We start from the raw sequence: 18,616 nt of genomic DNA on the forward strand, positions 1-18,616 counted from the left end.
ACGGGTTCTTTACAATCCGGCGTAATAATCATACCCCTGTTCGGCCCAGTAATCGCGGGGGCGATTATTGCTGAAAGAGATACTGCCAATCCGTTTCAGGTTTTTAATGCCATATTTAACAGGGATAATAAGTCGCAGAGGCGCGCCATGTTTGGGAGGCAGTGGCTTTTCATTAACCTCATAGGCCAGCAGGGTTTGCGGGTGCATGGCGCTGGGCATGTCAACGCCCACATAATACTCTTTATCCGGAGTTTCCATACCTACGTATCCAAATTCCGTTTCAGCATCGAGCTTAAAGTGCGCAATAAAATCGCTGAATTTTACGCCTCCCCAATGCGAGATCTGGTCCCAGCCTTCTACACACTTAAAATCATAAATGATCTCCGTTTTGGGTAGTTTTCTGATTTCATCGATGCCAACGTTCAATACTTCCCCACTGCTTTTTTTGACCGACAGCTTCCAGGCATCTACATCTATCAACCCCTCCGAACCAATATCACTATTATGCCTCACCACTTTGGCAGCCATTTCTTTAGGATAGGTTTTTACCCGGTTTTTATTGCTGTATAGCTGGCGAACTACTTTTTCATTGGCATTGAGTACTGCACGCAATGGCCTGTGCGCCTCTCCCGTAATGCCCGCCACCTCGTCGGGCGAGGTATAAAGCCATCGCCATCCGCCATAAGCAGCACTTCCCAATGCAAGGAAACTGCCGAAAGAGATAAAATTGCGGCGGCTGATCTTTTGCTCAACGGTAAGCTCCTTTTTGGGACCTTTATTTTTATTGAAAACCTTAGTCAGCTTTTTGGTTAGTTTCATCATTTTGAATTTGAATAACAGGCTGCGGCTTTTCATCAATTACCTCAAAGCCCGAAATCACCGATCTGAAATTATTCCAGCCGGCAAGCACAACCTGAACAACATGAACCAGGAAAAACAACACATAGCCTATAGTAAGCACAAAATGCCAGATACGGGCCAGGTGGTACCCCCCGCAAATCCATGCCAGGTAATTAAACTGTACTGGTTTGTAAATGGCCAACCCGGTTATCAACGAGCCAAAACCCATTACTATAATGGCCGTATAGGCAATTCGCTGGGCAGCATTGTATTTATTTTGAGGAGGCGCCATTTTGCGGATATGCAGGTCATGCAACACCACCAGCCAGGCCTCTTTAAACGAATGCCTGTTTGGTAGCAGTTCACGCCACTGGCCCGATATAATGGTGTACATTACATACAAAAAGCCATTAAGCGCAAAAAACCACATGAATAAAAAGTGGAACGCCATACCCTCGGCCAGCCGCTTGGGAATATGCAGGGCATCATAAAAACCCTGTGGAAAAAAACGGATAAACGTAACACCGAAAATAGTGAACGTATAAGTATCGTTAGCCCAGTAAATAAGCAGCCCGCTCCAGATCATGATAGTCAGGATGGGAAAGTTTACCCAGTGCGTCCAGCGCATTAACAGGGGGTGTTTTTCTTTGATTACTTTCATTTAGTGGTTACATATCAACCGGCATAAACGGTGTTTAACTATAGTATATTTTTAGTATACTGATTATCGGCCTTTGCCGTTGCTTTAAACCTAACTTTTGATACCCCTAAAATTGCTCCGCTGCCGCTGTTTTGCACAAAACCTATTACTTCCCAACCAGGCAACTTAAACCCCGCAGGTAAGGCAAGCGTTGCAGTGCCCGTATTTTTGCTTAAAGGCTGGCTTTGCAGGGTACGTACAATTTGAGTGTGTGCCAGTGTGCGGCCGCCATTTTCACCACGCTCAACTTTTATTTCGGCTTGCTTTTGCACCAGCGCCAGCGTTATCACGTTATTGCCCTCCCCGGCATTTCCTTCAATTTTATATTGCACCGAAGCCGTATTATCGGCATTAGGGGTTACGTTGAGGCTTAACTGAATATTGCTGCCGCCCTGCAGCCCGTTTTTGATAGCATTACGCAAAGCCTCTTCCTGCGAACCTACAAACTCGGTTTTACCATTAACCACAACCTGCGGCGTATAAACCTGTGACAGCTTTAACCAACGGGCATATTCATTTTGACGCTTTGAATAATCCGAACTGCTGAAAACATCTTTCCAGCCTAAACGGTTCCAGTAATCAACGTGGTAGGCTAAAATATAAATGGGCTTATCACCAACTTCCTTTTGCACCTTTGCAATCAGGTCATCGGCTGGCGGACAGCTTGAACAACCTTCGGAAGTAAACAGCTCAACCAGTGCGAAGCCCCTGCTCTCGTATTTAAAATCTTTCTCTTTACTATTTTTAGCCGCGCTTTTACAGCTCATAAAAGCAGCTGAAATAATTATCGAACATACAAAAAACAGCACAAGTGCCAACACCTTGATCTTTTTCATTTTATCCGGATTGAATGATATACGTTTTTATTCCTTTGTCGGGTTTATGGGGATAACCTTACAATAATTTCTTAATTTTTCTGGCCGATATAAATATCGGCATAATAAGCTCATTATTAACACGCGCCATGTAAATCACAGTCAGCAGGAAGGCCTGATTTTAAAATAAAAATCAAATTCGCGTTTATTTTTGTAAGGATTTCGGTTTGTGCCCGACTAACACAGCCATTATATTAGCATACCACACTTCATGATAATCGACGCCACTATATTGAACCCTCATAAATGGGTTGCCACCTATGCCGATTACCTGTATACCTATGCCATTGTGCGCATCAATGACGAGGATATGGCTAAAGACCTGGTACAGGAAACTTTTTTAGCAGCCCTTGAAAAGGTTGATAAGTTTGAAGGCAAAAGCACCGAACGAACGTGGCTTACTGCCATCCTGAAAAATAAAATTATTGATGTATACCGCAAAAAGTCATCGGGTTTAGCCATAGTTTCGGCCGGTAAGACCGCGCAGGAGCAGGATGATTTTTTTGAGGAAGATAATGGTCACTGGAAAGCCGAATATGCACCTCAACCCATCGTTGGGATGGACGACCAGGACCCTTTATTAAAAAAAGAGCTGAACAGCATCCTGCAAAAATGCATGCAAAAGCTTCCTGCTTTATGGAATGCGGTTTTTACTATGAAACATATTGATGATGCCGCTACCGAAAATATCTGCACCGAACTGCATGTTACCCCCGCCAACTTTTGGGTAATCATTCACCGGGCAAAAGTTAACCTGAGGGCGTGCCTCCAAAAAAACTGGAATTAAAATGAGTTATCTAAATAAAATCATATATAACTGCAAGCAGGCTACTTTCCTGATCGAAAAAAAGCAGCTTGACCGGCTTAGCTTTCGCGAGGAAATAGAGTTGAGGATTCACCTGGCCGGTTGCGGCATGTGCGTATTATACAATAAACAAAGCCGCGTAATCAATCATATGGTACAGCAGCTTTTTCAGGACTCGTTGAAGAATGAGCTGAAATTGGATGATGCTTTTAAAGCTGATTTGCAGGCGAGGATTGAAAAGGGATTGGGTAATAAATAGATTTTATCACGAATGAGAAGAACGAATTAAAAATTTCCACACGAATTATTTGCACATTTCACACAATTATTCGAATTACACCAATTCAGGTTGTATTGCTTAAATAATTACTCTTTGCGATTCAAAAGATGGTTTACCAAAGTTTAGAACGATACTAAGTTTAAGACCGGAAGCTTTCAGGTAGTTTAGTGTTTGCTTAAGATGCGGATCAATAATATTGCCACTGGTTTTCACTTCAAGTATGATGCTATCATAAACTACAAAATCGGCAAAAAAGTAGTGCTTTAATTCCTGTTCTTTATAGATTATCGTATAAGGCTTTTCACGCGTAAATGGAATACCCAGCCTGGTAAATTCTATTTCAAGAGCATCCTTATAAACTGCTTCAATGAATCCATGCCCCAAAACTGTATGAACTTCATAACAAGCGCCAATTATTTTAAACGATTCCTCTTTAAATAAAATAGGCATAGGTGGAAAAGATTTAATTTTTTAGTTTAATCGAATGTATTGATTCTGATTTAAAACAATTCGTGTAATTAGTTAATTCGAATAAATTCGTGTGGAAATTTTTTTCCATATTATCAACAGTAAAGGCTCCATTCTCAATGGCTATCACGATCCTTCGTATCCATTATAATAGTCACCGGCCCATCATTCAATAAATTGATCTTCATATCGGCACCAAAAATGCCCGTGGCCACTTTTTTTCCGGTTAATGTTTCAAGTGTTTGGATCATTTGCTCGTACATCGGGATAGCCTTATCCGGCTTGGCCGCCCTTAAAAACGACGGACGATTTCCCTTTTTAGTTTGCGCGAAAAGGGTGAACTGCGAAATCAGCAGGATATCTCCGTCAATATCAGCAAGGGCTTTGTTCATGAGGCCGTTCTCATCGTTAAACACACGCATGCCCACTATCTTATTGGCCAGCCATTGCAGATCTTCAGTGGTGTCGGCATCTTCAATTCCTAATAAAACCAAAAATCCGGCGGTTATTTCGCCTGTAACATTTCCATCAACAGTACAGCTTGCCTGGGTAACACGTTGTAGTACAGCCCTCATAATTTTTACACGAATTAATTTATGTTGGTCACAATTTAGGCGAATTTCACTAATCATCTACCTCATATAAAGTAATTCGTGTAATTCGATAAAGTTCAAGCCATCATAAAAGCATTCGTGTCAATTCGTTATCATTAGTGCAATTAGTGTTAATTCCATTCGTGGAATTAGTTTGTAATTAATTAAGTTCGCAACCGCTATTATGTATATCTAATTAATAGGATAAAAAATGAGTACCAAAAGAGGCTTCACTACCACCATATTACATGCCGATCGTCTTGGCAAACCCGAACATGGTTCATTACACAAACCCATCCACACTTCGGTAACCTATGGGCACGACGATGTACAGGACCTGGTTGATATTTTCCAGAACAAAAAGAGCGGCTATGCTTACTCGCGCCAGGGCAACCCTACTGTTACCGCCCTGGAGCAAAAAGTAACCCAAATGGAAAAAAGTGTATCAAGTATCGCTTTCTCAACAGGCATGGCGGCTATTTCGGCAACGGTTATGGCCCTTATTAAAGGTACCGACCATATTGTGGCCAGCTCGTTTTTGTTTGGTAACAGCCGCAGTATTTTCCAAACGTTTATTGATATGGGTATCAGCATTGATTTTGTCGATGCCACTGCTGCCGATAATGTACGTGCGGCGATAAAAGAAAACACCCGCATGGTGTTTGTTGAAACAATTGCCAACCCCGCCACTCAAATTGCCGATCTTAAAAATATTGGCGATCTGTGCGAAGAAAAAGGCATTATGTACGTGGTTGATAACACCATGACCTCACCATACCTGTTTAACCCCATTAATGTGAAAGCCAGCTTGGTGATCAACTCGCTTACCAAATATATTGGCGGCCATGGCAACGCATTGGGCGGTGCGGTAACCAACACAGGTTTGTTTGATTGGGCAAACTATCCAAACATTTTCCCTGGCTTTAAGGCTACTGTAAAACCCGAGAACCTGGGCATGACCCAAATTCGCAAGAAAGGCTTACGCGATAGCGGAGGCACCTTATCGCCAGAGGCAGCACACACGATATCCGTTGGTGCCGAAACCCTGGCATTACGCCTTGACCGCGCTTGCAGCAACGCTTTGGCACTGGCTAAATATTTCGACAATCACCCGAAAGTTAAAAAAGTATTTTATCCCGGCGTTGAATCGCACCCGCAGCATGCTTTAGCAGGCGAGTTGTTTGCCCGCTACGGTGGTTTGATGAGTATCGAACTTGATGAAAGTATTGATTGTCTTGCCTTTTTAAACAAGTTAAAACTGGTTGTAAAGTCAAGCAACCTTGGCGATACCCGCACGCTGGCTATCCCGGTTGCACAAACCATTTTCTTTGAGCTTGGTGCCGAGCGCCGTGCTGAAATGGGCATTCCTGAAAGCATGATCCGCCTGTCGGTAGGTATTGAAGACCTTGAGGATTTGCTTGAGGATTTCAAGACCGCCTTAGGCGAATAAATATCAGGGCCTTGTGAATATCACAAGGCTTTTTTTATTAAAAGAGCGGGCTAAAGAAATAATTTCATTGATCAATAGGGGTTTATCTGCTCTTTGTTGTAATATAGATATATGAAAACCTATAAAACCTTGAAAACATTTCTTTTAGCTGTAACCTTCGCCCTGTTGTCAAACGCCATTAAAGCGCAAACCAACTCCGATTCATTAACCATTAAACTGCAACAGGCATTTACGCAGGAAAGCCTGCCCGGTATGTATGTGATCATGACCGATGCCGGCAAAATAACTTATTCGCAGGGCTTTGGTTATGGTGATATTGCTAATCAAATCCCATACTCGGCAAGTACAATCCAAAACATTGGCTCGGTGAGTAAAACCTTTATTGCCGTTGCGTTAATGAAAGCCATAGAGCTGAAGTACTTTACTTTGGAAACCGACATTAATGATGTATTGCCTTTCAAGGTAACTAACCCTAACGATCCTAATGGTAAAATAACCATCAGGCAATTAACCAACCACACCTCGGGCATTGTTGATAACCCAGAAATTTATCACTACTGTTATCATTTTTATCCTAAACTACGGGCGTACGACAGTGTATCAATAAACACCCTAAACCAGATGGGCTTTGGTGATAAACTAAAGGATACCACTGTAGCACAGTTCATGTACAATTACCTGGCTTCGCAAGGTCAATATTACAGCAAGGCCAATTTTGGCGACGGGCCGGCAGGCAGCACTTCCTCATACAGTAATATTGGTTCGGCACTGGTTGCTTATCTGATCGAGATCAAATCAGGGCTTTCGTACGCGGACTTCACCAGAAAATACATTCTGAAACCGTTAAAGATGGATCATTCAGGCTGGCATGTTTCGGATATAGATTTAAAGAAACACGCTTATTTATATCTCGACCTAAAAAACCGGTTCCCACTATATGACCTGGTTACCTATCCTGATGGTGGGCTCAAAACTTCGCCCGAAGATTTGAGCAAGTACTTAATGGCCATCAGCAAACATGATAAAAAACTGCTGACCGAAGCATCATACCAAACTATGTTCACCGCGCAGTTCAGCAAAGAGCATCCGCCTAAAAACATAAATTTAACATACCGCAATAAAGGCATCTTCTGGAATTTATACACCAACGGCACTATTGGCCATGACGGCGATGACCCGGGTGTTGGTACTTATTTGTTTTTTAACACGACCACTGGTAAAGGCGGACTCTTTTTGTGTAATAAGTATTTACCTAATAAACAGGCTATTGTTGATGTGCTTGTGAAAGAAGCGACGAAGAAGTAAGAAAAGAAATGGTGTGTTGACAACGCCATGGGCGTTCAGAAGATGAAATTATCTCTATTTAAAAAAATATGTCATTGCGAGCGCAGCGCGGCAATCTCGTTGCCAATGCATCTCTGCCCTGTATAGCTACGGGATTGCCGCGTCGCCCCAAGCGCTTTTGCCCATGCCGCTCCTCGCAATGACATGGCTTTTTTTAACTTAAGTTTTTCCTGGTTCTTGATTCTAACGGTCTTGCTTCTCTCCCCTATGCTCTCGTATCATTACCATGATAAATACTCAGGTAGCTTTCATAGCGGGATAGGGTTATCTCGCCTTCTTCCAAAGCTTCGAGAACGGCGCAGCCGGGCTCGTTAATATGGCGGCAATTGTTAAAACGACAATCGTGCATGCGTTCGCGCATTTCGGGGAAGAAATGGCCAAGCTCCTGTTTTTCAATGTCGATCACACCCAGTTCTCGGATACCGGGGGTATCAATGATGAAACCGCCCTGGGGTAACTCAAACATTTCGGCAAAGGTGGTGGTGTGCATGCCTTTATCACTCCAGTCGGATACCATATTGGTGCGCAGTTCCAGTTCGGGCAGCAGTGCGTTGATCAGGCTTGACTTGCCTACACCCGAGTGACCGGAGAACAGGGTTACTTTATCCTTTAACAAATCCTGTACCTGGTTGATATTAGTACCCTCAATGGCTGACACCTCAAAGCAGGGATAGCCGATATCTTCATAAATCGCCTTATAATCAGCCAAAACTTCAAGGCCTTCATCGCTGAAAAGATCGAGTTTATTGAATACTAATCTTGCAGGGATATCATAGGCTTCGGCGGTTACCAAAAACCTGTCGATAAAACCAAGGGAAGTACGCGGCGAGGCCAGTGTTACTACCAGAATGGCCTGGTCAAGATTGGCTGCAATGATCTGCGCCTGCTTACTCAGGTTAATGGCCTTACGGATGATATAATTTTTACGCTGACGCAGATTCGTGATCACACCATCTTCACGATCGGGCTCCATTTCAAAATCAACGATATCGCCAACCGCAATAGGGTTGGTGGTGGTGATACCTTTGATCCGGAACTTTCCCTTGATGCGACAATCTATCTTTTGTCCATCGGGTGTTTGTACCTGGTACCAGCTTCCGGTTGATTTTGTTATTAGTCCCTGCATATTATCAAGGTTCAAAAGTAGCAAATTTAAATTTGACACTAATTTTTTCGAATTGATGCGAATTAAACGAATTGCCGTTATGATGTATAAAGAACTTCCACACAAATTTTAGCGAATTAATCTAATTGCACGAATTGATTCTCTGCTCCATGATTCGTGTAATTCGGCTAATTGTGTACAGGTTGCTCAGTATTCGTGTAGAAATTTAAACACGAATTTTAACGAATTAATCCAATTACACTAATCACTTTCTACTCTACGATCTGTGCTATTCGTTTAGATTGTATCTCTCCGGCAAAGCATTCGAAGTTTTTGAAACTTCGCAAGTGTCTTAAACCGCTTAAAGACTTCGTAAGTGCAGCTTGTCAATCTTCAATAATATGCAATTACTGATAAAACCTTTTATCTATTAACCTCATTATCAAATCCATCATTTCCACACCCGGTCGCCTGATAATTATTGCGAAAATCATAATTTATAAAATAATTCTTGCGTATTCAAAAATAATCTACTTACTTTACAGACATTATATATGACAATTAACAACACCATTATTACAACTATTATTACCACCGGCATAAACCTCGGAGGAAGATAATCGTATGGTGTAAAAACATAAAAAATGAAACCAGATGAAAGCCTTCCTCCGCAAAGAGGAAGGCTTTTTTGTTATAGCTTGATACTAAACCCATAAATGAAAGTTTTAAAATTCGGAGGTACTTCCGTTGGATCTGTAAGCAGCATCCAAACCCTGTTAAGCATCCTGAAGGATGAAGTAAAAAATGATGAAAAGCCGGTGGTGGTATTATCTGCCATGGGCGGCGTAACCAATCTGCTCTCGGCCATGGCCGAAGACGCGGCCAACGGTATTGAATTTACCGCCGGGCTTGCCGAGCTTGAAAAGCGCCATTTTGATGCGGTGAAAGCCCTTTTGGACGTACAAAACCAAAACCCGGCTCTCACCCGCTTAAAAATTCACTTCAACCAGCTGGAAGAACTGCTACAGGGTGTACTTACCCTTCGCGAACTTACCCCGAAAACCCGCGACCAGGTGCTGGCCTTTGGCGAACGTTGCTCAACCCTGATGGTGAGCAAAATTGCGGCCCAGCATTTTGGCGATGTGCTTTTTGTTGATGCCGCCGATGTGATCAAAACCGACAGCGCTTTCGGCAACGCCAAAGTAAATACCGAACTAACCGAACGACTGGTACAAGGCCTGTATGCCGAAAATAAAGGCAAAACGCTGATCGTTACCGGTTTTATTGCTTCAAACGATGTCGGCCAAACCACAACTTTAGGTCGCGGCGGCTCCGATTATACCGCTGCTATTTTCGGCGCAGCTCTAAACGCGCAGGAAATCCAGATCTGGACCGACGTTAACGGCATGATGACCGCCGATCCGCGCATGGTGAAAAAAGCGTTCTCCCTAACCGAGCTTACTTATACCGAAGCCATGGAACTTTCCTACTTCGGTGCCAAGGTGATCTATCCGCCAACCATGATCCCGGCATTTTTAAAGAAGATCCCTATCGTGATCAAAAACACCTTCGAGCCTGAATTTGAAGGTACCGTGATCCGTGATGATTGCAAGGCCTCTACCCTGCCAATTAAAGGGATCTCATCTATCAATAATATCAGCATCCTCAACTTAGAGGGTAGCGGCATGGTAGGCAAATCGGGTTTTAGCGGCAGGTTGTTCTCCTTACTTGCCCGCGAGCAGATCAACGTGATCCTGATCACCCAGTCGTCATCCGAGCATAGCATAACCTTCGCTGTTCAGCCGCAGGACACCGAGCGTGCTAAACAGGTTATAGAACAGGAGTTTGAACTGGAGCTTGCCGCCAAAAAACTGGAACATTTAGTTATCGAAAAAAACCTTGCTATCCTGGCTATCGTAGGCGAAAATATGAAACAAACCCCGGGCATGTCGGGCAAGCTGTTCCATGCGCTGGGCCGTAATGGTGTAAACGTAAGGGCTATAGCACAGGGTTCGTCAGAGTATAATATCTCAGTGATCATCTCGGCCAACGATCTTTCAAAAGCCCTGAACGCTGTACATGATGCATTCTTTGTGCAGCTTACCAAAACTCTGCATGCATTTTGTTTGGGTACGGGCAACATCGGTAAAACGTTGTTCAATCAATTAAATGCCCATAGCGACTACCTAAAAGACAACAACGGCATCCAGGTTAAAATAGCCGGTATCAGCAATACCCGTAAAATGACTTTCAACAGCGATGGCATTTCGCTGGATACCTGGCGGGATGATCTGCAATCGTCACCTTACGAGGCCGATCTGCAATCGTTCATCAACCGCATGAAAGAAATGAACCTGCCCAATTGTGTATTCATTGATAATACTGCAAGTCCTGTTCCTATCGGTTTTTATGAGGAGATCTTTAAAGCCAATATCTCGGTGATCACCTGTAATAAAATAGGTAACTCGGGCAGCTATAAGCAATACCGCACATTTAAAGATACCGCCCGTGCCCATGGTGTTGATTTCTTTTACGAAACCAACGTTGGTGCCGGTCTGCCAATCATCAATACCTTAAAAAATCTGATGAACAGCGGCGACAGGGTACAACGGATCGAGGCAATACTTTCGGGCACTATCTCGTTCATCTTTAATAACTTTAAGGGCGATGCCAATTTCCACGATGTGGTTAAAGAGGCCCAGGAAAAAGGCTATACCGAACCAGATCCTCGTGATGACCTGAGCGGTAAGGATTTTATGCGCAAAATGCTCATCCTTGCCCGCGATGCCGGCTACCCGATGGAAGAAGCCGACGTTGAAATAGAAAGCGTGTTGCCAAAAGCAAGCCTTGAAGCCAAAACCGTTGAAGATTTTTACGCAACATTAAAAACCGAAGACGCGCATTTTGCCAAACTAAAAGATGCGGCCGAAAAAGACGGAAAGGTATTACGCTACATTGGCAAACTGGAAAACGGTAAAGTAAGCATCACCCTGCAAATGGTTGATGAAAACCATCCGTTCTACATGCTATCGGGCAGTGATAACATTATATCGTTCACTACCGACAGGTACCGTGAGCGTCCGCTGGTAGTAAAAGGCCCCGGCGCAGGTGCCGAAGTAACCGCCGCGGGTGTATTTGCTGATTTAATAAACGTGGGCGCGAATTAAGAGCCGTTTTAAATCCCCTCTTGAGAGGGGGCGCGACGGGCAAGAGCGTTAGCAGGGGTGTGTTTATGCGATAGATATTCAAAGCGGGAACACACCCCTCCACCCCTCTCGAGAGGGGAATCACACTACCCTCGCTTTTTAGCTTCAGAGTTATACCTGAAAGCGACAAATAATAGTTTGATATTTTGAATAATGGAAAATAATTTAGAGGAATTAAAAGCAGCCCCGCAAGCGGCTCCCCTTTCAGGGAACGGGGGCCGCGACAGCATCCACGTTTTTGCCCCGGCAACTGTAGCCAACGTGGTTTGCGGTTTTGATGTGCTGGGTTTTGCGGTTGATGAACCCGGCGACGAGGTGGTCATGCGTGTGACCGGCAAACCGGGCATCACCATCAGTAAAATTACCGGTGATGACGGTCGCCTGCCACTTGACCCGGCAAAAAACACCGTGAGTGTTAGCGTACAGCATTACTTACAAAGTGTTGGCCGTGCCGATATTGGTTTGGATATCGAATTGCATAAAAAAATGCCAATCGGCAGTGGTTTGGGTTCAAGCTCGGCCAGTACGGTTGCGGGTTTGTTTGCCATCAAAACTTTATTGGGCGATGATTCCGACCCTATAAAACTATTGCCTTTTGCCATGAAAGGCGAAGAAATGGCTTGCGGTCATGGCCATGCCGATAACGTAGCCCCTGCTCTGTTCGGTGGCTTTGTGCTGATCCGTAGTTATGAGCCGCTTGATGTGGTAAGGTTACCTCACCCTAAAAACCTGTGGTGCGCTATTGTTTTCCCGGACGTGGATGTCCCTACGCGCGAAGCCCGCCAGATCATCCGCAAAAATATCCAGATGAAGGATGCCGTAACCCAATGGGGCAATATTGCCGGCCTGGTGAGCGGTTTATTTATGCAGGATATCGACCTGATCGGTCGCAGTATGAAGGATGTACTGGTTGAACCGGTACGCTCTATGCTGATCCCTGATTTTTATAAAATGCGCGAAATGGCTATGGAGCTTGGTGCCGTAAGCTTTGGCATTTCTGGTTCGGGCCCATCTGTTTTTGCCTTTACAAGAGATGAAGCAACAGCCCACAGTATTACCCAAAAGCTCCAGCAGCATTTAACCGGTTTAAAAATCGGCTCGAACAGTTACGTATCAACTATAAATGACGCGGGGCCTAAGGTTTTGGGATAGTCCCGAGTCTAAAGCCAGAAGTAGTAAGTTATAAGTCAAAACTATAAAAAGCCATGTCATCGAGGTACGAAGCAATCGCCGATAAGCAGGTCCGCCCTGTATAGTTCGCGATTGCTTCGTACCTCGCAATGACGAGTGCAGAAAAAAATAAATCCGAAATCGAAATTCCGAAATCCGAAATCAAAAAATGAAACTCTACAGTACCAATAACACCTTATCCGAAGTATCTTTTAAAGATGCCGTTTTTAATAGTATGCCACAGGATAAGGGTTTGTATATGCCTTATAGCATCCCCCGTTTGGATAATGATTTTATCAATAACCTTGATAAATATACTTTGCCCGAAATCGCTTTTAAAGTAGCCCAAAACCTGCTTGGTGATTCTATTCCTGAAGCTGATCTGAAAGCACTGATCGATGATGCTATCAACTTCCCGGCCCCAATTGTTAAATTAGAAGATAATGTTTACGTGCTGGAGTTATTTCATGGCCCATCACTGGCATTCAAAGATTTTGGCGCACGGTTCATGAGCCGTGTAATGAGCTATTTCCTTGAACCCGGCGAAAAGCAGCTTGATGTATTGGTTGCAACCAGTGGCGATACAGGCGGTGCTGTAGCCCTTGGCTTTTTAGGCGTACCTAATACCCGGGTTACTATCCTTTATCCTAAAGGCAAAGTGAGCGGCGTGCAGGAACAGCAGCTAACCACCAACGGCCAAAATATTCGCGCACTTGAGGTAGACGGCACTTTTGATGATTGCCAGGCTTTGGTGAAACAGGCTTTTGTTGATGAAGAACTGAACGAAAAATTCCGCCTTACATCTGCCAACTCTATTAACATAGCTCGTTTGGTTCCGCAAACTTTTTACTATTTCAATGCCTATGCACAGCTGTTAAGGCAAGGGATTAAAAAAGTGGTTTTCTCGGTGCCGAGCGGCAATTTTGGTAATATCGGCGCTGGTTTGTTGGCCTGGAAAATGGGCTTGCCTGTCGAGAAATTCATTGCTGCAACCAATGTTAATGATACCGTTCCCGAGTTTTTAAAAACCGGCGTTTATCAGCCTAAACCATCTGTTGCAACATTATCTAACGCGATGGATGTTGGCAACCCGAGCAATTGGGTACGCATTGCCGATCTGTTTAAAAACGATACCGAAGCACTTAAAGAGCTTGTTGTTGGTTTTAAATATGATGACGAAGAAACCGTAAAAGCCATTAATTGGGTATTTGATAATTATGATTATGTGGTTTGTCCGCATACTGCTATAGCCTGGCAGGCCCTAACCGATTACAAACAGGACCATGCCGCTGCAGATACCGCCGGTGTATTCCTTTCAACAGCACATCCTTGTAAATTCCCCGATGTTTTCAGCGATGAGGTAGCTGCTAAAATTGATGTGCCCGAACAGGTAAAAGAACTGGAATCAAAAACCAAACTGGCAGTAGCCATCAGTAAAGATTTTGCTGATTTTAAAGGCTACCTTTTAGGGGTTAATTAATTTAAGTATTTTTAGCTGCTGGAAAAAGCTTTTAAAAGAAAGCAGCCACCAACATGTCATTGCGAGAAACGAAGCAATCTCGTAACTATGCAGATCTGCTCTGTATAGCATACGATTGCCACGCTACCGCTCGCAATGACATGGTTAGGTAAATACCGCCGGCACCTGATTCAATACCGAAACAAAAATGTTTAACAAAACCCTGATATTTACCTGCCTTCTGGCAATTTGCCTAACCGCCTGCAGCCGTAAACAAAAGTTCGACCGTGATAAATGGGATGACGGAGATGGCCTCACCTTCGCTTATCGCCCCAGCATGGTTGAAGACCTGATTGCAAGCAAGCAGCTCAATAACCTTAAATATCAACAGGTGATCCATTTACTTCACCGCCCTCAGTTAAGCAACAAGGATAGTATGGTTTATGATCTCGACAGGCAGTACAGTAAAGGCACTTTAGTTTATACCCAAACACTTGTTGTTTTCCTGAAAGATTCGGTGGTTACCAAGGCCGAAGTTCATGAAACCCACGCAAAAAAGAAATGATTATCGGGGTTTAAAAGCAGGGTTGTTTTTAAGCAGTCGTTTGCTGTGATGAACGGTAAGTACATCAATCCGGGTCTTGTTTATAATTCTATAAATCACCCGGTAACTCCCTACCAGTACTTCTCTTATTAAAGGGTCTTGTTTTTCAGGAACAACTTTACCTCTTCTTGGAAATCTCTCTAAAGGTTTAACGCATAATAGCAATCGTTGAACCTGCATCTGAGCGTAATGAACAGAGTCCTTAGCTATAAATTCGGCTATATTGTCAATGTCCTTAATTGCCTGCTTAGTCCAGTTTATTTCAACCATTTAGCCAAGCTTTCTTTAGCTTCCTCTGTAGACAGTGTTTCGCCGTTGTTTGATTGTTCAATACCAACGTCAATTTTATTCAACAACATTAACCGGTCTAATATCTCATCAAAGCTAAATTCGCCAGGCAAATCATTTACTGTCTTTAGCACTTCTTCTTTCGTTAGCATCATTAACTATTTAATAATCTAATTTACTAATTAAAATTTAAAGTGTTTATTAGCTTTAAGTTTTAACACTAATGATCAACACTATAATATTCGATCTGGGTGCCGTTTTAATTGACTGGAATCCGCATTATATGTACCGCACCCTGTTTACCAACGAACAGGAAATGATAGATTTTCTGGCCAATATCTGCACTTCCGACTGGAATGAGGAACAGGATGCCGGCCGTTCCCTGCAAGAAGGTACCGATCTGCTTATCGCCCAATTCCCCGAACATGAAGCCAATATCCGCGCTTTTTATTCCCGCTGGGTTGAAATGTTGGGCGAGCCATTTCATGGCACCGTAGAGCTATTCAAACAGCTAAAGGAAAGTGGCAAATACAAGATCTACGCATTGACTAATTGGTCGGCCGAAACGTTTCCGATGGCCCAGGAGCGCTTTGAGTTTTTAAACTGGTTTGACGGCATTGTGGTATCGGGTACCGAAAAAATGCGGAAACCAACCCCGGCCTTTTACCAGATCCTGCTCGATCGTTACAATGTAAAAGCCGGCGAGGCATTGTTTATTGACGATAACTATCGCAATATCTTAGCAGCCGAAAAAATGGGGATCAAATGTATCCACTTTACATCATCAGATGCTTTAGAAGTGGAGTTGAAGGGTTTGGAGCTTTTATAAAACATTGGATTACCTACGGATATTAATTTGTGTCATTGCGAGCGATAGCGTGGCAATCGCACGTAAGCAGATTCGCTCTGTATAGCATGCGATTGCTTCGTTCCTCGCAATGACATGGTGTTTTCTTATCCAAACAATTCACTGCTTAAATATCTGTCGCCGCGATCACAGCAAATAAACACGATCACGCCTTCTTCAAGCTCCTGAGCCAGTTTTATTGCTGCTGATAGCGCCCCGCCGCTGCTCATACCTGCAAAAACCCCTTCAACTTTGGCCATTTGGCGGGCCATTTGAGTAGCATCATCCTGCGAAATATCCATTACCCTGTCAACCCGTTTCGCGTCGAATATCTTTGGCAGATATTCTTCAGGCCACCTGCGGATGCCTGGAATTGAAGAACCCTCAACCGGTTGGCAACCCACTATCTGCACATCGGCATTTTGCTCTTTCAAATATCTTGAACAGCCCATGATGGTACCGGTGGTACCCATCGCACTCACAAAATGGGTGATCTTTCCTTCGGTGTCGCGCCAAATTTCGGGGCCGGTAGTTTTTACATGGGCCATGTAGTTATCCGGGTTGGCAAACTGGTTCAGCAGAAAATATTCGCCTGTGGCGGCCTTTTCTTCGGCATAATCGCGGCAATACTCTATTCCTTCCAGCAGGGTAACTTTTGCACCAAAAGCTTCCATGGTAAGCGTGCGCTCGCGGGTGGAATTGGAGGGCATTACCAACTCTATTTCCAGGTCAAACAGCCTTGCTATCATAGCCAATGCTATGCCGGTATTGCCGCTTGTTGCTTCAATAAGTTTGGTTCCGGGTTTGATGTCACCACGCTCAATTGAGCTCCTGATCATATTGAGCGAGGCACGGTCTTTCACGCTGCCACCGGGGTTATTTCCTTCCAGCTTGGCAAAGATCCTCACTTTGGGGTTGGGATTAAGCTTTTTTATTTCTACCATAGGCGTATTGCCTATCAGATCTATCAATGCAGCCATTATATATTTTTATTAGGTAAATGGTTTACTTCTTATGGCCAAACAATTTAATGCTTAGTCTTTTTAAGATACGGTGATTTGGGGTGTGATACACTCTTGAGTTTGGGGCCAGGCTCTTGGTTAGCCAAACGTTCCCCCCTACCACACTGTTATGCCCAATAATGGTATCGCCGCCCAAAATGGTAGCCCCGGAATAGATCACCACATTGTCCTCAACCGTTGGGTGGCGCTTGGTGTTGGCCATGCTTTTATCTACACTTAGTGCACCCAAAGTAACACCCTGGTATAGTTTTACATGCTTGCCTATTTTACAGCTTTCGCCAATAACAATACCGGTACCATGATCTATATAGAAATACTCGTCTATTTTGGCAGCAGGATGAATGTCTATCCCTGTTTTAGAATGGGCATATTCGGTAAGGATCCTGGGCAACAATGGAATATCGTCAATATAAAGGCTATGTGCTACCCGATAAAGCGAAATGGCATAAAATCCCGGATAGGTACGGATAACCTCAAACTCGCTGCGCGCAGCCGGATCGCCATTGAAAATAGCCCGGATATCCGTATTCAGGATGCGAAACAGCTCGGGAAGTCCTTCAAAGAATTTCTTTGCCAGTTTTGAGGTATCGCAATTATGACAGGCTTTAGTGGCGTGCATAATTTCACAAAGCTCATTCTCAAGCCTGATAAATTCATCCTTCAACTCTTCTACAGAAGCAAACTGCTGCCCTGTTTGTTCGGGATACAGCAAATGGATAACCTTTAATGCCCATGCCGTTATTTCACGGTTTGAAGGCACAGCTTCCAGATTTTGCTGTTTAGCAAAAATATGTTGATAAAAATCCTGACTCATGTTTTATAGAAGGCTGCTTTGGGAAAACAACCATTAACAGTACAAGTTTATGTAAAAGATTGTTGTTAATATGTAAAATGAGCCGGATAATTGATATTTGAGTGAATTTTAACCTATGCAAACCATGAAAGATCAAATAATTGAAACAGTAGCAGCCCTCTTTGGCGGAGCAGATGAGCGGGACTGGGCCAAAGTTAAAAATTCGCTTGCCGAAAATATAGAGCTTGATTATAGCTCCATGACAGGCAGCCCGGCAAGCATTGTGGCCCGTGAAGGAATTATTACCGCATGGCGTGGCTTTTTACCGGGTTTCGACAAAACGCATCACCAACTGGCCGATTTTTATGTAATGCAAAACGGAACCATAGCACATGTACATTACTATGGCAAAGCCGATCATTTTATTGGCGAAGAACTGTGGACTGTGGAAGGCACTTATGATACCGAATTGATTGAAACAGATGGCAAATGGATCATTACCAAACATAAACTTAACCTCATTAAACAGGATGGCAATATGGATTTGCCTGCGCTGGCGGCAGCGAGGGTATCTAAACAAGGGTGACAATAAATATATTGCCAGCGCAGCGGCAAGGATAGAGCGTTGGAGCGACGTGGTAATCTCGTAGCCATGCATAAATACTTGCAAATCCGCCCTGCATCCGACGAGATTGCCGCGCTATCACTCGCAACGACATGCTTTTATAATCATATAACTTTCCCTACGGAATCCAGCCTTACGAAGT

Annotated in this window: 20 protein-coding genes; 10 read left to right on the forward strand and 10 right to left on the reverse strand. The window is 43.8% G+C overall.

The genetic code is table 11. The features are described from left to right. Positions 1–9 precede the first annotated feature (9 nt). Genes MTO98_RS33580 through MTO98_RS33590 form a run of 3 tightly spaced genes read right to left on the reverse strand, consistent with a single transcriptional unit; the run spans position 10 to position 2,376 of the window. Entirely contained in the window at positions 10–822 is an 813-nt protein-coding gene (locus MTO98_RS33580) for a molybdopterin-dependent oxidoreductase (protein ID WP_243484099.1), read from the reverse strand. Next, complete coding sequence (locus MTO98_RS33585) at positions 794–1,501, reverse strand: cytochrome b/b6 domain-containing protein (RefSeq protein ID WP_243484100.1); 708 nt, start codon at positions 1,499–1,501, stop codon at positions 794–796. Before MTO98_RS33585 ends, MTO98_RS33580 begins: the two co-directional genes overlap by 29 nt. Positions 1,502–1,539: 38 nt before the next feature. After that, positions 1,540–2,376 carry a thioredoxin family protein gene (locus MTO98_RS33590; protein ID WP_243484102.1) on the reverse strand — a complete coding sequence of 279 codons (837 nt, stop codon included), beginning with the start codon at positions 2,374–2,376 and terminating at the stop codon, positions 1,540–1,542. 250 nt (positions 2,377–2,626) lie between these two features. On the opposite strand from MTO98_RS33590, the gene MTO98_RS33595 reads away from it, so the two are divergent. Together MTO98_RS33595 and MTO98_RS33600 are read left to right on the forward strand one after the other, a co-directional pair. After that, positions 2,627–3,202, forward strand: coding sequence for a sigma-70 family RNA polymerase sigma factor (locus MTO98_RS33595; RefSeq protein ID WP_243484103.1), 576 nt, complete (start codon positions 2,627–2,629; stop codon positions 3,200–3,202). A 1-nt stretch (position 3,203) separates the two neighbouring features. Continuing rightward, entirely contained in the window at positions 3,204–3,479 is a 276-nt protein-coding gene (locus MTO98_RS33600) for a hypothetical protein (protein ID WP_243484105.1), read from the forward strand. A gap of 99 nt (positions 3,480–3,578) precedes the next feature. Here the strand turns inward: MTO98_RS33600 and MTO98_RS33605 are convergent, their stop codons facing one another. Then, positions 3,579–3,950: a GxxExxY protein gene (locus tag MTO98_RS33605; RefSeq protein WP_243484107.1), complete on the reverse strand. Its 372-nt coding sequence runs from the start codon at positions 3,948–3,950 to the stop codon at positions 3,579–3,581. A 134-nt stretch (positions 3,951–4,084) separates the two neighbouring features. Further along, positions 4,085–4,543 carry a D-aminoacyl-tRNA deacylase gene (gene dtd / locus MTO98_RS33610; protein WP_243484108.1) on the reverse strand — a complete coding sequence of 153 codons (459 nt, stop codon included), beginning with the start codon at positions 4,541–4,543 and terminating at the stop codon, positions 4,085–4,087. A gap of 229 nt (positions 4,544–4,772) precedes the next feature. Between dtd and MTO98_RS33615 the strand changes: the two genes are divergently transcribed. Together MTO98_RS33615 and MTO98_RS33620 are read left to right on the forward strand one after the other, a co-directional pair. Continuing rightward, on the forward strand, positions 4,773–6,011 hold the full coding sequence (locus tag MTO98_RS33615) for a cystathionine gamma-synthase family protein (RefSeq protein ID WP_243484110.1): 1,239 nt from the start codon (positions 4,773–4,775) through the stop codon (positions 6,009–6,011). A gap of 111 nt (positions 6,012–6,122) precedes the next feature. Next, entirely contained in the window at positions 6,123–7,316 is a 1,194-nt protein-coding gene (locus tag MTO98_RS33620; protein WP_243484112.1) for a serine hydrolase, read from the forward strand. A 244-nt stretch (positions 7,317–7,560) separates the two neighbouring features. Here MTO98_RS33620 and rsgA read toward each other — a convergent pair whose 3' ends face one another. After that, a complete protein-coding gene (rsgA, locus tag MTO98_RS33625; protein ID WP_243484114.1) occupies positions 7,561–8,481 on the reverse strand; it encodes a ribosome small subunit-dependent GTPase A in 921 nt (306 codons plus the stop codon). 695 nt (positions 8,482–9,176) lie between these two features. Between rsgA and thrA the strand changes: the two genes are divergently transcribed. From thrA to MTO98_RS33645, 4 genes are all read left to right on the forward strand, one after another. Further along, the gene (thrA, locus tag MTO98_RS33630) at positions 9,177–11,627 is read left to right on the forward strand and encodes a bifunctional aspartate kinase/homoserine dehydrogenase I (RefSeq protein ID WP_243484116.1); all 2,451 of its coding nucleotides are present in this window, start codon (positions 9,177–9,179) and stop codon (positions 11,625–11,627) included. Positions 11,628–11,819: 192 nt separating this feature from the next. Beyond that, positions 11,820–12,818 (forward strand): homoserine kinase, encoded by a 999-nt coding sequence (locus MTO98_RS33635; RefSeq protein ID WP_243484118.1) that lies wholly within the window; start codon positions 11,820–11,822, stop codon positions 12,816–12,818. Between the two features lie 187 nt (positions 12,819–13,005). After that, on the forward strand, positions 13,006–14,316 hold the full coding sequence (thrC, locus tag MTO98_RS33640; RefSeq protein WP_243484120.1) for a threonine synthase: 1,311 nt from the start codon (positions 13,006–13,008) through the stop codon (positions 14,314–14,316). 187 nt (positions 14,317–14,503) lie between these two features. Further along, positions 14,504–14,860: a hypothetical protein gene (locus MTO98_RS33645; RefSeq protein ID WP_243484122.1), complete on the forward strand. Its 357-nt coding sequence runs from the start codon at positions 14,504–14,506 to the stop codon at positions 14,858–14,860. Here MTO98_RS33645 and MTO98_RS33650 read toward each other — a convergent pair whose 3' ends face one another. Beyond that, a complete protein-coding gene (locus MTO98_RS33650) occupies positions 14,861–15,169 on the reverse strand; it encodes a type II toxin-antitoxin system RelE/ParE family toxin (RefSeq protein WP_243484124.1) in 309 nt (102 codons plus the stop codon). Continuing rightward, complete coding sequence (locus tag MTO98_RS33655; RefSeq protein WP_243484125.1) at positions 15,157–15,342, reverse strand: hypothetical protein; 186 nt, start codon at positions 15,340–15,342, stop codon at positions 15,157–15,159. The genes MTO98_RS33650 and MTO98_RS33655 overlap by 13 nt, the downstream gene beginning before the upstream one ends. A 68-nt stretch (positions 15,343–15,410) precedes the next feature. On the opposite strand from MTO98_RS33655, the gene MTO98_RS33660 reads away from it, so the two are divergent. After that, positions 15,411–16,016 carry an HAD family phosphatase gene (locus MTO98_RS33660; protein ID WP_243484127.1) on the forward strand — a complete coding sequence of 202 codons (606 nt, stop codon included), beginning with the start codon at positions 15,411–15,413 and terminating at the stop codon, positions 16,014–16,016. Positions 16,017–16,141: 125 nt separating this feature from the next. Here MTO98_RS33660 and cysM read toward each other — a convergent pair whose 3' ends face one another. Next, positions 16,142–17,014, reverse strand: coding sequence for a cysteine synthase CysM (cysM, locus tag MTO98_RS33665; RefSeq protein ID WP_243484128.1), 873 nt, complete (start codon positions 17,012–17,014; stop codon positions 16,142–16,144). A gap of 25 nt (positions 17,015–17,039) precedes the next feature. Beyond that, a complete protein-coding gene (gene epsC / locus MTO98_RS33670) occupies positions 17,040–17,870 on the reverse strand; it encodes a serine O-acetyltransferase EpsC (RefSeq protein ID WP_243484130.1) in 831 nt (276 codons plus the stop codon). A 124-nt stretch (positions 17,871–17,994) separates the two neighbouring features. Between epsC and MTO98_RS33675 the strand changes: the two genes are divergently transcribed. Beyond that, positions 17,995–18,435: a nuclear transport factor 2 family protein gene (locus MTO98_RS33675; RefSeq protein ID WP_243484131.1), complete on the forward strand. Its 441-nt coding sequence runs from the start codon at positions 17,995–17,997 to the stop codon at positions 18,433–18,435. The last annotated feature ends 181 nt before the right edge of the window (positions 18,436–18,616 follow it).

The organism is Mucilaginibacter sp. SMC90, from assembly GCF_022811725.1.
Taxonomy (GTDB): Bacteria; Bacteroidota; Bacteroidia; order Sphingobacteriales; family Sphingobacteriaceae; genus Mucilaginibacter.

What these genes read in the sequence shown, in the direction of transcription:
- MTO98_RS33615 (WP_243484110.1), top strand. Translation starts at nt 4,773, where the DNA reads ATGAGTACCAAAAGAGGCTTCACTACCACCATATTACATGCCGATCGT.
- MTO98_RS33595 (WP_243484103.1), top strand. Translation starts at nt 2,627, where the DNA reads ATGATAATCGACGCCACTATATTGAACCCTCATAAATGGGTTGCCACC.
- thrA (WP_243484116.1), top strand. Translation starts at nt 9,177, where the DNA reads ATGAAAGTTTTAAAATTCGGAGGTACTTCCGTTGGATCTGTAAGCAGC.
- epsC (WP_243484130.1), bottom strand. Translation starts at nt 17,870, where the DNA reads ATGAGTCAGGATTTTTATCAACATATTTTTGCTAAACAGCAAAATCTG.
- MTO98_RS33580 (WP_243484099.1), bottom strand. Translation starts at nt 822, where the DNA reads ATGATGAAACTAACCAAAAAGCTGACTAAGGTTTTCAATAAAAATAAA.
- MTO98_RS33650 (WP_243484124.1), bottom strand. Translation starts at nt 15,169, where the DNA reads ATGGTTGAAATAAACTGGACTAAGCAGGCAATTAAGGACATTGACAAT.
- MTO98_RS33620 (WP_243484112.1), top strand. Translation starts at nt 6,123, where the DNA reads ATGAAAACCTATAAAACCTTGAAAACATTTCTTTTAGCTGTAACCTTC.
- MTO98_RS33600 (WP_243484105.1), top strand. Translation starts at nt 3,204, where the DNA reads ATGAGTTATCTAAATAAAATCATATATAACTGCAAGCAGGCTACTTTC.
- MTO98_RS33675 (WP_243484131.1), top strand. Translation starts at nt 17,995, where the DNA reads ATGAAAGATCAAATAATTGAAACAGTAGCAGCCCTCTTTGGCGGAGCA.
- MTO98_RS33585 (WP_243484100.1), bottom strand. Translation starts at nt 1,501, where the DNA reads ATGAAAGTAATCAAAGAAAAACACCCCCTGTTAATGCGCTGGACGCAC.
- MTO98_RS33605 (WP_243484107.1), bottom strand. Translation starts at nt 3,950, where the DNA reads ATGCCTATTTTATTTAAAGAGGAATCGTTTAAAATAATTGGCGCTTGT.
- dtd (WP_243484108.1), bottom strand. Translation starts at nt 4,543, where the DNA reads ATGAGGGCTGTACTACAACGTGTTACCCAGGCAAGCTGTACTGTTGAT.
- MTO98_RS33645 (WP_243484122.1), top strand. Translation starts at nt 14,504, where the DNA reads ATGTTTAACAAAACCCTGATATTTACCTGCCTTCTGGCAATTTGCCTA.
- MTO98_RS33655 (WP_243484125.1), bottom strand. Translation starts at nt 15,342, where the DNA reads ATGATGCTAACGAAAGAAGAAGTGCTAAAGACAGTAAATGATTTGCCT.
- MTO98_RS33660 (WP_243484127.1), top strand. Translation starts at nt 15,411, where the DNA reads ATGATCAACACTATAATATTCGATCTGGGTGCCGTTTTAATTGACTGG.
- thrC (WP_243484120.1), top strand. Translation starts at nt 13,006, where the DNA reads ATGAAACTCTACAGTACCAATAACACCTTATCCGAAGTATCTTTTAAA.
- rsgA (WP_243484114.1), bottom strand. Translation starts at nt 8,481, where the DNA reads ATGCAGGGACTAATAACAAAATCAACCGGAAGCTGGTACCAGGTACAA.
- MTO98_RS33635 (WP_243484118.1), top strand. Translation starts at nt 11,820, where the DNA reads ATGGAAAATAATTTAGAGGAATTAAAAGCAGCCCCGCAAGCGGCTCCC.
- MTO98_RS33590 (WP_243484102.1), bottom strand. Translation starts at nt 2,376, where the DNA reads ATGAAAAAGATCAAGGTGTTGGCACTTGTGCTGTTTTTTGTATGTTCG.
- cysM (WP_243484128.1), bottom strand. Translation starts at nt 17,014, where the DNA reads ATGGCTGCATTGATAGATCTGATAGGCAATACGCCTATGGTAGAAATA.